The following is a 13,830-nucleotide window of genomic DNA, read 5'->3' as shown; positions in this document are numbered from 1 at the left end:
AAAACGCTTGCTGTCCGACAAGGCATTGAACATGCCCTGTCTGGATTCCTATGAACTTTTCAAAGAGCGTCGAGAACTTGTCTCGACTTTGCCTCGCGTTTCGCCGTGTTTCTTTTTGGCGCCCCATCGAGGGATGCGGAACTTACTGTCCGCGTTTCGTGCTGTCAAGATGTTTTTCGATATTTTTGAAAGTTTCTAAAATTTCGAAAAGCCATGTTGACGTTGCTCGCTGCGGCCCGTGTTGGCGTCGCGTTGAGCGGAGGCGGTTTCTACGTTGCTGCTTTCGCCTCGTCAAGGATGTTTTCGCATCCTTTTTCCCTTTCGTTGTGAGCCGCGTTTGCGGCCCCCGTCGTCGGGAGGCGCTTTATGGGCGATGGCGCCGATTGGGTCAAGGAGTTTTGCGAAGAAGTTTTCCACAGCCGGCCCTACAATGAGGTGCGGGAGGCTCGCTTGACCCCTAATTTTGGGGCGTGTTAGAAGCCGCCGTGCCCTTTACGCGGCGAGTTTTCGGGCATTTCCGTGCCTCGGAGTCTGGCCGCTTGACGATGTTCTTAGAGCTTTGACGGAGCCATCCATGTCTGTTCGCGTTCGTTTTGCGCCCTCTCCTACCGGCTACCTGCATATGGGCGGGGCGCGCACAGCGCTCTTTAACTACCTCTTCGCGCGTAAAGAAGGCGGGACCTTTGTGTTGCGCATCGAAGACACCGATCTTGAGCGCAGCAAGCCGGAGTACACCCAGGTGATTCTGGACGCCATGGAGTGGCTGGGCATGTCGCCCGACGAGGGGCCCTATTACCAGACCCAGCGCTTCGACCTTTATAGAGAGAAGATCGACGAACTCCTGGCCGCAGGTCACGCCTATAAGTGTTTCTCTACCCCTGAGGAGCTTGAAGCCGACCGGGAGAAGGCGCTGGCCGAGGGTCGCAAGCCGATGTACTCGCGCAAATGGCGTGACCGCACCGATCATCCCGAAGGCGAACCCTTTGTGATCCGTATTAAGATGCCGCTCGAAGGCACCCTCACCATCAACGACATGGTGCAGGGCACGGTCACGGTCGACGTCAAGGAGCTCGACGACTTCATCATCGCGCGTAGCGACGGCTCGCCGACCTACAACTTTGTGGTCGTCGTTGATGATGCCACGATGAACATCAGCCACGTGATCCGGGGTAATGACCACCTCAACAACACGTTCCGGCAGATCCCGGTGTATCAGGCCCTGGGTTATGACATCCCCACCTTCGGCCACCTGCCTCTCATCGACGGCTTGAGCAAGCGCAAGGGCTCGGCTTCGGTGCAGGTCTACCGGGAGCAGGGCTTTTTGAAAGAGGCGATCGTCAACTACATCAGCCGCCTGGGCTGGTCGCACGGCGATCAAGAGCTCTTCACCATGGCCGAGCTCGAGTCCTTCTTCGGCTTCGACCATGTGGGGCGCAGCTCCTCGACCTTCGATCAGGACAAGTTCCTCTGGGTGAACTCCGAGTGGATGAAGCGCCTGGAGCCTGAAGAGCTTGCTAAGCGCTGGCTGCCTTACCTTGAAGATGCCGGGTACTCGGTCGAACTCGATGAACGTCTCGTCGCCATCACCGCGTTGATGCGTGATCGCGTCAACACGATGGTCGCGCTCACCGAGGAGAGCCACTACTTCTTTACCGAAGACGTAACCTACGACGAGAAGGCTTCCAAGAAGTGGCTCAAAGCCGGGGGCCTGGAAGGCTTCGGGGCGCTCGTTTCCCGCCTGGAGCAACTTGAGGACTGGAGCGCGTCTTCGATCGAGGCGGTCTATAAAGAGGTAATGGCTGAGTTTGAGCTCGGCATGGCCAAGGTCGCGCAACCGACCCGAATCGCGCTGACCGGCGCGACGAACAGCCCCTCGGTTTACGACCTCGTCGCCACCTTCGAGCGCGACGTCGCCATCGCGCGCCTGCAGAAGGGCCTCGCCTATTACACCGAGTACGTCGGCGATGCCTGATCGCTTACGCACGCGCAATGGCTCGCTCTGCCTTGCGGTGATTGCGCTGGCGTTGGCGCTGCAAGCCTGCGCCAGCGTGCAGTCTCACCCGACCGAGGCACTGATCTGGCGCACGCCGATGGCCTTTGATCCGGTGGAGGCACGCGCCCCTGCGCTTCTTGAAGCGCAGGGGCGCCGGGGAACCGCAACCCTCTTCCGGCTGGAGCGCGCGTACGCGCCGACGCAAGCGCTGGTGGCTTACCGACTGACGCTGCAACGCGACGGACTCGCCGCTTTAAGCGACACCTTCACCTCCGAGCCCGCGGGCCCCGGTCAATGGTGGGTGTTCCATTCGCGATCCGATGAGACTGTGGCTCACGCGCTGCTCACGACCACCCCCGACGCGACCTGGGTCGTGCGCCTGGAGCGCACTGGCCACGATAATCTCACGAGAACACGCACGACATTGAAAGATCTGAGCGACGGCATTCAGCCCGAACTTCGGCCCGCTGAGAACGCCCTTCCCGACCTCCCCCTCGGCCAGGCACTCCGCGCTCCGAGCGATCTTTACCTCGATCCCCCCGCCACCTCCGGGGGGCCTCGCCACGCCGCGCTCCGCGAGCTCGCTGCCCCCCGTACGCTCTTTCAGGGGTACGCGCTCGCTGAGCCTCTTCCCTACCCCCTACCTGCCGACGCGTACCTCTCTCAACTCATCGAGCGCTACGCCGGGCAGATCACAGACCTTAGCGCTGACGAAGTTACCTCCGAGTCCTGCGGCACCACCTGCCGCATCGCAACGCTCACTGGCGAGGCATGGACCTACACCCTGGTCGCAGTAAGCTCCGGCAAGGAAGCGCGCCATCTTCTGCTCTGGCACCCGAGCTGGAGCCGCGCACCGAACGTCTTGCAACCGCAGCAGCGGTGGGTGGAGGACTTCAGTCAGCGCGCTCACGAGCTCATTGAGGTGCCCGCGCTATGAGCCAGGAAGACTTCGCCCAACGCGTCTACTGGCTGGTAACCCGCATCCCATTCGGGAGCGTGGCGACCTACGGTCAGATCGCTGGTTACGCCGGGAGCCCCCGTGCCGCTCGTGCGGTTGGCACGCTCCTGCGTCATTCCCTTGAGAACTTCGGGGAGCTGCCCTGGCAACGGGTCATCAACGCGCAGGGCCGCATCTCCTTTAAGGGCGATCTCGGTCGCGCAGAACTTCAGCGTGCGCTGCTGGAAGCCGAGGGCGTGGTCTTCGACAGCGAGGGCCGCTGCGACCTCAACACCTACCGCTGGCAACCTCGGGAGATCTTCTGGGATGTCGACTGACTCACCACCTCAAGCATCGCGCATCGCGCGCTACGGCCTGATCATCGCGGCCGCAGCCCTGGTCTTCGCGCTTCTCGGTTCGCGAGATGACACGGTCGCACTGCCGCAGGAGGTTGCGCAGGTGGTGGCCGAACACCCGGCGTCCATTGTTCTGGTCACCCACCACGTCGCCTACCGCGCGCTGCGCGAACACCCATCATTTGCGACGCGTCCGGTCGCGCTCCTCTCAAGCTGGCCGCCGAGCTCGCTGGTCGTAAGCTACGACGAGGCCCCGCAGCGTTTTGAAGACGCGGACATGAAGTCGGTCATCACGCAGGATGACTGGGTGGTCTGGGAGCCCGCCACGCTGACCACCCTCCCCCTCTTTGATCTGGCAAGCGTCGAGACGATTGACGCCAAAAATCACGTAGCGCCCTGCCCGCGCGACGACGCCGGGTTCGCACGATGCGGCGAGCCCGACTGGATGCGCCCCGGACTTCGGGATGTTGAGGTTGATGGTACGCACACCACCTGCACCTGGGCGCACCCCTTACCCGATAAGCGTCTGCGGGTGAGCTACCCGCAGGTTCGTCCCCGCGATGATAAGGGCCGCACGCTGACGTTGCTCACCGGACTTCGCGACAGCTCGGTCGGCACCGGAGCGCCTGTGGAAGTCAGCGCGCGACTCGGAGACGATGTGCTCAATCACACCCACCGCGACAGTCGCGGCTGGCAGGCGCTGCCTTTGCCGTCTGCAAACCAGGATCTCCCGCTCACTCTGGAGATCTCCTCCCCGAACCCGGGCCGTCGACACTTCTGCTACCGATTCGAGTACCGCTGATGCGATCGTCATCTGCAGCCCCCTTTCCGCTCTCCAACCGCGCGCTCCTGGCGAGCATCGCCGTCGTCGCGGCGATCCTCGTCTTTTTCATCGGCTACCGCGGCACCACGCCCGAAGGACTCGCCTGGTTGGAACGCGGTCTTACGCGCGCCCGGGCCCTCTCGGCCGGCAACCTCAACGCCCTCTTGGACGTTGAAGGCATCTTTGCCGCCGACCTGGCCGCAACCCTCATCAGCGCCATCTCCCCCACCCATGCCGCCCGAAACGTCCACCTACTGGGCGTCGGTTGCGCAGCCATCTCCACCGCACTTATCGGCGCACTGGCGCTCCGGCTGGGCGGCCCCCGCAGCGCGCTCGCCGCCTCAGCGCTGGCCCTCGGCGCGCTCCCCTGGCTGGGACTCTTCGGCGCGCACGCCCCCGACGCGATCGTCATCCCCCTCACCCTGGCTTTCCTCTGGCTCTGGACGCTGCCCGCAATTCACCCGCTCGGCATCGCGCTGGCCGCAGCGCTGCTCGCGCTTCTTGGGCTGAGCTGGATCGGCGCTTTTGCGCTGATGATTCTCCTTGTGGCTGCGGAAATTCTCGGCGATCGCGACGAAGAAGGAGGCACCATCCTGCGCCTGGACCACCTCCTCATTCTGGCCTTTGGCACAGCTCTTTTTCTGAGTTTTCCGGGCTTTTGGCCCGATCCTGCCAAAACCATCCCCGACGTCTTCCTCGATCTCTTGCTCGCGAGCGGGCCCGAGCTGGTCTTCCGCGGGCATACCTACCCGCCGACACGCCCGCCTTTGACCATCGGACCGATGACCTGGCTTGAAGCGACCTCGCCAGCGGTGCTCCTTCCGGCGGTATTCGGGCTCTTTCTGGCCCGGCCCTGGCGTTGGCTTCGCCGGCAGCGACTCGCCAGGGCACTCTTCGCGCTTATCGCGGCCTCGGTGCTTCTTCCCTGGCTTGCGCGCGGCCCCTCAGCCTGGGGCGTGGATATGAGCGCCCTGGCCATTGCCGCGCTGGCGATTCTGAGCGCGCCGGGCGTCGTCGTCGCGCTCTCGGCCATGCGCGCGCACCTCAAGCCGCCCTTCGAGAAGTTGGCCTGGATTGCGCCTGTGCTGCTCATTGGCGTCGCACTGGCCCCGGCACTCGTCGGGCCCTCGGACGTCTTCGAGACAACCCGCTACACCCTGCCCGCCCGCGCCTTCAGTGAGCCCACGGGACATGATGCGCCGGCGCGCAGCGCGTTGCTTCCCGTCGACTTTCTGCAGCAGGCCGCGAGGCTCCACGGCCCGCTCGATCCCGGCGAGTTTCGCGAATTTACCGACCTCTACATCGCGATGGGCGAGCTCGACGCGACGGTGGTTGCCCCCGACGACGCATCGGACGAGAGGCCGCGCATCATCGCCCTCCCGCACTTCGGGGCCGGACCCACCTGGCGTGCCGTGGGCGCGGGCAGTGCCTGGCGTCCGGGCGTCCTTGCCCCGATTCAGGGAGGGGGGAACTTCGCGTTGCTCCTTCCTGCCGACGCCCGGGACGACGCCCTTTAAGCGATCACGCCCTGCTGGCGAAGCTCCGCGATCGTCTGCTCCTCAAGCCCGAGCCCGCGCAACACCTCATCGGTATGCGCGCCATGTGCAGGTGCCGGGCAAAGCTCCGACGCTCGTCCGGATTCGGCACTTCGTACCGGCGAGCGAACCTGGCGCACGCCCTGCAGCTCAAAAAAGACCTCGCGCGCCTGAAAGATCGCGTCATCGACGAGCTCGCCCAGATCGCGCACCGGCTCCACACAGCAGTCCACCTCCCCGAGCACCCGCTCCCAATGCGCCTGCGGCTGGCTTTGGAAGATCGCCGCAAGCTCGGCTGCGACCTCCTCGCCATCCTCACCGCTGAGCATCCCTCGCCCCGAGAGCTCCGGCCGACTCAACGCCCCCACAAGCGCCTCCCAGAACTTCGGCTCGAGCGCCGCCACCGCCATATGCCGTCCGTCGGCCGTCGCATAGACGCGGTAACAGGGAAGCCCGCCGCTGAGCATGCCCGCCCCCGGCGCCATCGCCTCACCAGCGGCCCGCATCGCGATCGCCGGCGCCATCAAACTCAACGCCCCCTCGCTCATCGAGATGTCCAGCCACGCCCCCTCTCCGCTGCGACTTCGGGCAAAGAGCGCCCCGCAGATCCCCAGCGCCGCATAGAGCGCGCCCCCGGCCAGATCCGCCACCTGGTAGCCTGGCACCACCGGCGCCTCGTCAGCGCGCGCGTTCTGATCAAGCAGCCCGGCGCGCGCCACGAAGTTCAGATCGTGACCGGCCCGCTCGCGCGCCGGGCCGCTCTGCCCGAACCCCGAAACCGAGCAGATCACAAGCCCCGGGAAGCGCTCCCGCAGCCCCTGCGGATCGAGCCCCAGCCGCGCCATCACCCCGGGGCGAAAGCTCTCCAGAAGCACGTCCGCGTCATCCAGCAGGCGCTCAAGCACCTCGCGCCCCGCTTCTTGTTTCAAATCCAGTGTCATCGAGCGCTTTCCGCGGTTCACGCTCGCGTAAAACGCCCCCACCCCATCGACCAGCGGCGGATAGTAGCGCGCGTAATCCCCTCCGCGGGGATCTTCGATCTTGAGCACCTCCGCGCCCATATCTGCAAGCAGCAACGAGGCGAAGGGACCGGGCAGAAGTCGGCTCAGATCAAGGACTCTAACGCCCTTCAAAAACGTGCTGGCAGTGTCGGTGGGGGGCTCAACGCGCATGATGATCTCCCGGAGCAAGAAGTCTCAGAACGCCTGCGAGGCAGGCACAAAAAAGCGCACGCCGAACACGATGTCGGGTGCGCCTTCGATTGCCCGAGCCGGGCGAGTCGCCCGGCTCAACGCGCGATCAACCGATGAAGTTCTGAAGCTTCATCGCCAGACCCATGTTCCCCTGGATCTTGATCTTGTTCATCATGAAGGCCTGGGGGCCGGAGAGGCGGCCTTCCCACATGTCGACAAAGTCGCCGTCCTTCATGGTGATGCTGCAATCCGCTTCGGCGTTCTCACCTTCGCTGACGAAGTCTTCATCTTTGGTGAAGTCGAGCGTCCAGGTGCCGCCGTCATCGCCGGTGATGTTGAAGACGTACACGGCGTTGGTGGACTTGGCCTTGTCCGGGCTCTCTTTGAGGTTGGCGGGAAGCACTTCTTCGAAGATCGAGCGGGCGGTCAGATCAGACATCGTATGCTCCTGAGCATCTATGCGGTTAACTTCGACCCTGAATTTCAAACGCTCGGGCTGGTCACGGCCCGCTGAGCGTTTACTCACAACATTAATCGGCGCTTTAGCTAGCACGGCGCCCCCCACGCTGCAAGGTGGGAGCTTGCCGCGCGGCACCGGCGAAGTCTATAAACCGGCGGGCAGGCGGCAAGCTCACTTCTCGACTTTTACCCCCGCGGGGCCTCTATGAGCACCGATGTGCGACTGCTGGTCGCCTACAAAAAGAGCCGCTACGAGCAGTACGTCCTCGACCAGGGCGACCAGGCCGTCGCCCACCTCATCGACGAGGGCCACGTCAGCGTCGCTCGCCTGCGCGCCTCCCACCGCGCTCACCAGCAGAGCCTGGAGACGATCCTCGAGCACTTAAGCGCCCGCGGCATCGACTTTGAAGCCCGCTACCGCGGCGACGTCACCGACACCTCCGGCTTCGATCTGATTATTGCCGTGGGCGGCGACGGCACCGTGCTCGACCTCTCCCACCGCATCGATCAGACGCCGATGCTGGCCATCAACAGCGATCCGTCGGCCAGCGTCGGCTACTTCTGCGCGGGGTTCGCTGCGGACTTCCCCCGGCTCCTCGACCGCACGCTCACCGGAGGCTGGGAGCCCACGCGCCTGCGCCGCTTCTATGTCTGTCTCAACGGTGAGCAGGTCGGCCCGCCGGTGCTCAATGATGTGTTGATCACGCACGCCAACCCGGCTGCCGTCTCCACCTACCTGCTCAAAGTCGGCAACCATCCGATCGAGGGGCAAAAATCCAGCGGCATCTGGTTCTCGACCCCCGCCGGCTCCACCGCCGCGATCCGCTCGGCGGGCGGTTACGTGCTTCCCTTTCGCAGCCAGAGCTTTCAGTACCTGGTGCGCGAGCCCTACCCGCCGGCTCAGGGCGGCTATCGCTTCCTCAAGGGGCTGGTCCCCATCCATGAGCCCTTTGAGGTCGTCTCGCGCATGCGCGAGGGACGCATCTTTCTCGATGGTCCCCACCTGGCCCTGGAGTTCGGCGTGGGGGCGACGCTCACCATCGATCCCGACGCCCCCCCGCTGAAGATTTACGGGCTTGAGGAAGATCGTCGAACGGCGTGAGCGCGGCGCGCGCAGCCCCCGAGCTGCCCGCATGAGAGCCACCTGCGGAAAGTCGAGTCGATGTTGACAAAAATCTTGTCGACCGATCCGCCTGTGCTACGGTCCGGTTGTGACCCGCGACGCTTCGCAATCAACAGCGACGCGATGGCGCAACCCCGAATCACGAGCTGGAACGCACGATGAGCCGACGACGACATTCAAAACCTGAGCGCGGGCTGAGCGCAGGCCGCCTGATCCTCGCCACCGCGGTGTTGGCCCTGGTGTTTAGCGCGGGGCTGATCGCCGGTCAGCGCATCATGCTCGAAGATAGCCTTCCGCCCCTGGTCTCCGTGGGGCAGCCGGCGCTGGCGAGCCAGCGCCTGGCCCCGACCGAAGCATCTGCGGACGCCGAAAAGGCTGGCGACGACACGAGCACCCCGCGCGACGCGATCTTCTCCTTCTACGAGAGCCTCACCCGGCCCGAGGCTCGCCCCCTGATCACGCGTAAGCAAGCGGAGCAGCCCGAACCGGTCGCCAAAGCCGCGCCGGCCCCCAAGTCCGCGCCCGCCCCCTCTCCCGAGAGCGCTCCCGAGCCGCGCGCCGGCGAGCAGCAGCCCGCCGCTGCGGACGTCGCTAAAGCGGCCGAAGTCGCTCCGACGCCGGTGGAACAAGCCGCAGCCGCTCCCTCCGAAGTCGCCGAGAGCGAGGAGGTTGAGGCCGCGCGCTACACCCTCCAGGTCGCCTCGCACCCGACCATGGAGCGCGCGCGCGCCGAGATGGACAAACTCAGCGCCCAGGGTCTTGCGCCGCACGTGATCGCCGCCGACATCCCCGGTCAGGGCAAGTTCTACCGGGTGCGCATTGGCAAGTTCGCCACCGTCGAGCAGGCCCGCGCTCACCAGGCGCAGCTTGAGCGCACCCGCGAGGTTCGCACCTTCGTGACGCCGCTTTAATCAAGCGCAAGACCCGATCAAAAAAGCCCGCCTCCCCCATGGGGAGCGCGGGCTTTTTCGCGTCTTACTGTATCGCAACGGGGCGCCATTGAGGCGCGCCCTGATCACGCAACCTCAGATCAACTCGACGTACTCCAGGTCACCAACCGGCCCCTTCCCTTTACGAATGAGCTGGGGAAGATCGCCCGAAAAGTCGATGACGGTGGAGGGCTCGGGGAACACATATCCCCCGTCGACGATGAGATCGACGGAGTGGCCGTAGAGCTCCTCGATCGTCCACGGATCCGGGATAAGCTCCCCGTCGGGGTGCGTCGCGCTGGTGTTGGCTACGGGGTTGCCCAGCGCCTCGATCAGCGCAAGCGCAATGGGACTCTCCGGCACGCGGATGCCCACGGTCTTACGCTTATTGAGCATCACCCTGGGCACCAGCTTGGTCGCCTCCAGGATGAAGGTGTAGGGCCCGGGCAACATCCGGCGCAGGGTGCGGTAGGCGAAGTCGTTAACCAGCGCGTACTCCGAGATGTTGCTCAGATCGCGGCAGATAAACGAGAGCGGGCTGTGGTCGGGCTGGCCCTTGATCTCACGCACCAGCGACTGCAGGCGCTCGACGGCCTTCTTATTAAAGATGTCACAGCCGATCCCGTAAACCGTGTCGGTGGGATAGGCGACCAGCCCCCCGCTCTTGAGCACCTCGACGACCTGGTCGACGCGACGCGGCTGGGGATGTTCCGGGTTGAGCTCGATGATCATGGGTTCAAGATCCCGCCGCAGTGTCGCGCGGCAACTTAATCGTGGGTTTCTCCGGGTGCGGCCGGTAGAGCACAAGCGTGTGTCCGATCTTCTGAGCGAGCTGCGCGCCTGTGCCGGCGACGATCGCCTCGGCGGCCTCGACCATGCCGTCGCCTTCATGAATCTTAACCTTGATCAGCTCATGGGCCAGCAGCTGGGCGCTGACGTTTTCGATCAGGTTTTCGCTGATGCCCTTCTGGCCGACGTAGACCAGGGGTTTAAGCGAGTGGGCCAGCGTGCGCAGGTAGCGGCGCTGCTTACCGGTGAGGCGAGGACTCAGGCGCTGGACCAGGCCGGCGCTCGATGAAGATTTTGATGCGGTCATGCGTATCCCTGTGAGGAATGAGGGTCGAAGTGAGCGCCCTTATAGAGAGTTCTTCGCGCGGCGGCAACCGCCCCGCGGCGCGGAGGCGACACCACCGGCTTGGCCTGCATTAAGGCGACGTGTACGATACCGCGCGATCGGCACAACGATGATTCGGGCCGGCTTAAGCGGTGAGACCCCTGCGTTGAGGAATGTCTGTGAAATACTGCCCAACCTGTAAGGCGCAATTTGAGGGCGAGGAGATCTTTTGTCCTCACGACGGCACCCGACTTCTGACGAAGAAACGTGACACCCCCGGTCGGCTGGCGGGCTCATCGCTGCACGGCGTGGTCAACCTGGAGGCTTTCCTCAGCGCCGACCACCTCGGAGAGCTCTACCGCGGACGGATGCTCACCGATGGGACGGACGTGCAGGTGCGGGTATTCCACCGTACCTACACCACAGCCTCCCTCGCTGCGGCGCGTGCGACCCTGGATTCACTCAAAGCCGGCGCTCCGCTGCCTCCCCAGATTCTGAGCGCCGCCGGGCTCTTCACCGACCAGCTCCCGCATTTCATCGCCGAAGAGCTCGCCGCGGGCGAATCACTCGATCAGGTGATCAAGACACGCGGCCCGCTTCCCTGGCGCGAAGCGCTCGCCGTGGGCTGCAAGCTCGCCAGAGCGCTCGACTGGCTGGCGGCTAAGGGCTTTCGCCCCCTGGGGGTGAGCCCTGGCTCGGTCTACATCGACGCGGAGCGCTCCGATGTGCAGCTGGGCAGCTGGCTGCTCGGAGAACTCGCCAGCGATCTACCGGCGATCGATAGCAGCACACCTCGCGAGGCGCTGCCGCTGTGGCTGGACTACGTCGCCCCGGAACTTCTGCGCGACCGCAACGCCGATGCCGGTGCCGCCGCGGTATTCTCGGTAGGGGCAGTGATTTACCGGGCACTCACGGGTCAAACCCCGCTACCAGCCGACGCGACTCCCGAAGCTCTCTTCGATAAGGATCACTACCCGCCGGTGCCCTCTTTTGACGGTATCGATCTGGAAGGCGCCCCCGAGTCGCTGCGCGCTCTTCTGCGCATGAGCCTGGCGCGCGACCCCGCGCGCCGCTTTCAGGCCCCGGCCGCGATCATCGCCGCGCTCTCCAACGTCCTCGGTAGCTCGCCCGACGAGGTTGCTCCTCCCCTGGAGGCCGCAGCCCGAGCCGTCTTCAACCGCCCCGGCGATACCGGCCCGGTGGCCCTGCCGGCCTACACCTCGCCAGAGAATGCGGACGATGCGGCCATCGACAGCGTAGGGCACACCGAGCCCCAGCATGAGCGTCACACCATGCTGGGCATGCCCGCCGTAGCTCAGGAGGAAGAACTTCCGAGCGGAAGTTCGCCCGCCGACGAAGATGTGCCGCCTCGTGTCATCATCGATGATCCCGGCCAGGAGCGTCCTCCGGTCACGACCGCCCCTTACGGTGAAGGCGCCTTTGATGAACCTGAAGAGCCGGGCGCACGCACCGCTCCGCTCAACGCTGTGGCCTCCGCCGAAGATGGCGCTGCAACGCGTGAACCTGACGCTGCGGACGACTCGCAACAGGAAGCGTCCGCGAGCACTGCGCCCCTCAACGCGGTGGCCCACACCGAAGAAGCAACGCCCGCGACCGACGCGCCGGAGGAGGAGCCTAACGAGGATACCACTCCGAGCAATGCCGCATCTCCCGACGATACCCCGGCGGAAGGGGGAGAAAAGAAGACGCTGATGATGACGGCGGTCTCTGTGCAGACGCTGGCCGACGAAGTCGACACCGGGGGCGCGAGCCCCACCGCGGAGGCGACGAAGGCAGACGACACTGACGACGCAGACGAATTGAGCGACGCGTCGCCAAAACTCTCTGGCGAGGCCACCGCCCGCCCGGCAGCCTCGCGCGACGAGCCCGCCGGTCCCTCGATCGTCGTCGCCGATGATCTTCAGGGCGAATCGGCCGAACCCTCTTCCGCCGGGGAAACGACCACGGACGAGGCTTCCCCGGCGAAGCGCGCCGCCGAAGATGCGTCCATCGTCGTGGATGATGCGCTCAAAGATGGGGACTCGAAGCAGGATTCCGACGGAACTACCGACGCCCGGGCTGACGCCGCCGAGGTGTCCACCGCCCGCAACGCCGCTGTCTCTGAGGATGTCGGCAAGCTCAACATCGGTTTTGTGAGCGCCTCGCGCAGCGCGTCCACCGAAGACATTGACGCCGGATGGTTCTCCGACTCCGAGGACGCCTGGGCGAACGAGGCGCTTCGCGAAGCGCACGACCGGACGCGCTCGCGGGAGAAGCTCGCGCGGGTGATCATTGTGGTGCTTCTGGTCGCAGCGTTCATCGCCGTGCTCGTCTTCACGCAGAGCTACGAGCCCGAGGAAGAGGCCGAACCTGGCACCAGCGAACGCGAGGTCGAACAACCCTCGGTCGATCTGGAGCGCCTCGAAGCGCAGTTTGAAGATGCGATGGCGCGGGGCGCGCTGATTCACCCCCGCTCCAACAGCGCCCTGCAGTATCTGACCGAGCTGAAACGACACGCTCCAGAGCGCTACGAGGCTCACCGTGCCGATTTCGTGGCGGCCGCCGATGAAGCCAGCCGCAACGCCGAAGGCGAGGAGCGCTGGCAAGAAGCGCGCGACCTCTCCGGCTTTGCCAGCCAGCATGCCCCGGACGACGCCGCACTCCGAGAGCGCGCCGAGGCCGTTCAAGCGCGTTATGTAGAGACCCTCGAGGGGGAAAGCCCCTCCCCGAGCGACGACGCTAAAGGCGGCACGTCGACCTCATCGAACACAGCATCAAAAAAACGTGCCTCCGACACCCCGAGCCGCGACGAGCGCTCGCGCCCTACTCCCACACCCCGCGTCGACGCGGAGGCATCTTACCGCGAAGGTCGCCAGGCCTACGCGCGCGGGGACTTTGAGGCGGCCCGTACCGCCTTTGAGCGTACGCTGAGCGCCTCTCCCAACCACGCCGGCGCCAATGCCGGCCTGGGCCAGATTCTCTTCGATCAGGCCAACATGCGCGATGCCGAGCGCTACCAGCTTCGCGCCGTCCAGGCTCGCCCCGACAACATCGAGTACCGCCTGCAGCTGGGGACGGTCTACTTTCGACTGGAGCGCTTCCAGGACGCCATCCGCACCTGGGAGGAAGTCCTCAACCGCGATCCGAACAACTCCGACGCGCAGCGTTTCATTGAGCTTGCGCAGCGCCGCGTGAACTAAAGTTCGCTCCAGGTATCGCCGGCGGTCAGGAGTTTCCTTCGGGCGCAACCCATACCTCGAAAGCGGTACAATCCACGCTAGAATCCGGGCAAAAAAAGGGCTCACCGCAAGCCTGACGTCTGGTCAGTCGCGATGAGCCTGGGTACTAAAACCCTCCATTACTGGCTC

General features: G+C 64.9%; 13 protein-coding genes. 9 read left to right on the top strand and 4 right to left on the bottom strand.

Annotation, left to right across the window (positions count from 1 at the left end; all coding sequences use genetic code 11):
• From FRC98_RS21380 to FRC98_RS06970, 6 genes are all read left to right on the top strand, one after another.
• Positions 1-199: hypothetical protein (locus FRC98_RS21380; protein ID WP_230467362.1), on the top strand; the 199-nt coding region annotated here is incomplete at its 5' end.
• A gap of 375 nt (positions 200-574) precedes the next feature.
• Entirely contained in the window at positions 575-1,972 is a 1,398-nt protein-coding gene (gene gltX, locus FRC98_RS06990; protein ID WP_146980556.1) for a glutamate--tRNA ligase, read from the top strand.
• Positions 1,965-2,930 (top strand): hypothetical protein, encoded by a 966-nt coding sequence (locus FRC98_RS06985; RefSeq protein WP_146980555.1) that lies wholly within the window; start codon positions 1,965-1,967, stop codon positions 2,928-2,930. Before gltX ends, FRC98_RS06985 begins: the two co-directional genes overlap by 8 nt.
• The gene (locus FRC98_RS06980) at positions 2,927-3,268 is read left to right on the top strand and encodes an MGMT family protein (RefSeq protein ID WP_146980554.1); all 342 of its coding nucleotides are present in this window, start codon (positions 2,927-2,929) and stop codon (positions 3,266-3,268) included. Before FRC98_RS06985 ends, FRC98_RS06980 begins: the two co-directional genes overlap by 4 nt.
• On the top strand, positions 3,258-4,088 hold the full coding sequence (locus FRC98_RS06975) for a hypothetical protein (protein ID WP_146980553.1): 831 nt from the start codon (positions 3,258-3,260) through the stop codon (positions 4,086-4,088). Before FRC98_RS06980 ends, FRC98_RS06975 begins: the two co-directional genes overlap by 11 nt.
• Positions 4,088-5,626: a hypothetical protein gene (locus tag FRC98_RS06970; RefSeq protein WP_146980552.1), complete on the top strand. Its 1,539-nt coding sequence runs from the start codon at positions 4,088-4,090 to the stop codon at positions 5,624-5,626. The genes FRC98_RS06975 and FRC98_RS06970 overlap by 1 nt, the downstream gene beginning before the upstream one ends.
• On the opposite strand, the gene FRC98_RS06965 is transcribed toward FRC98_RS06970, so the two are convergent.
• The gene (locus tag FRC98_RS06965) at positions 5,623-6,816 is read right to left on the bottom strand and encodes a CaiB/BaiF CoA transferase family protein (protein WP_146980551.1); all 1,194 of its coding nucleotides are present in this window, start codon (positions 6,814-6,816) and stop codon (positions 5,623-5,625) included. The two genes, FRC98_RS06970 and FRC98_RS06965, sit on opposite strands and share 4 nt — an antisense overlap.
• Positions 6,817-6,943: 127 nt before the next feature.
• Entirely contained in the window at positions 6,944-7,276 is a 333-nt protein-coding gene (locus FRC98_RS06960; RefSeq protein ID WP_146973709.1) for an SCP2 sterol-binding domain-containing protein, read from the bottom strand.
• Positions 7,277-7,501: 225 nt separating this feature from the next.
• On the opposite strand from FRC98_RS06960, the gene FRC98_RS06955 reads away from it, so the two are divergent.
• Positions 7,502-8,398 (top strand): NAD(+)/NADH kinase, encoded by an 897-nt coding sequence (locus tag FRC98_RS06955; RefSeq protein WP_146980550.1) that lies wholly within the window; start codon positions 7,502-7,504, stop codon positions 8,396-8,398.
• A 179-nt stretch (positions 8,399-8,577) separates the two neighbouring features.
• The gene (locus FRC98_RS06950; RefSeq protein WP_146980549.1) at positions 8,578-9,330 is read left to right on the top strand and encodes an SPOR domain-containing protein; all 753 of its coding nucleotides are present in this window, start codon (positions 8,578-8,580) and stop codon (positions 9,328-9,330) included.
• 114 nt (positions 9,331-9,444) lie between these two features.
• Here FRC98_RS06950 and FRC98_RS06945 read toward each other — a convergent pair whose 3' ends face one another.
• Positions 9,445-10,080 (bottom strand): L-threonylcarbamoyladenylate synthase, encoded by a 636-nt coding sequence (locus FRC98_RS06945; protein ID WP_115604456.1) that lies wholly within the window; start codon positions 10,078-10,080, stop codon positions 9,445-9,447.
• 4 nt (positions 10,081-10,084) lie between these two features.
• Positions 10,085-10,444, bottom strand: coding sequence for a ribosome assembly RNA-binding protein YhbY (gene yhbY, locus FRC98_RS06940; RefSeq protein WP_146980548.1), 360 nt, complete (start codon positions 10,442-10,444; stop codon positions 10,085-10,087).
• Between the two features lie 197 nt (positions 10,445-10,641).
• On the opposite strand from yhbY, the gene FRC98_RS06935 reads away from it, so the two are divergent.
• Positions 10,642-13,662, top strand: a complete 3,021-nt coding sequence (locus FRC98_RS06935; RefSeq protein WP_230467361.1) for a tetratricopeptide repeat protein — start codon at positions 10,642-10,644, stop codon at positions 13,660-13,662.
• Positions 13,663-13,830: the final 168 nt, after the last annotated feature.

The organism is Lujinxingia vulgaris (genome assembly GCF_007997015.1).
Classification (GTDB): domain Bacteria; phylum Myxococcota_A; class Bradymonadia; order Bradymonadales; family Bradymonadaceae; genus Lujinxingia; species Lujinxingia vulgaris.
This window is presented reverse-complemented; position numbering and strand designations above follow the sequence as displayed.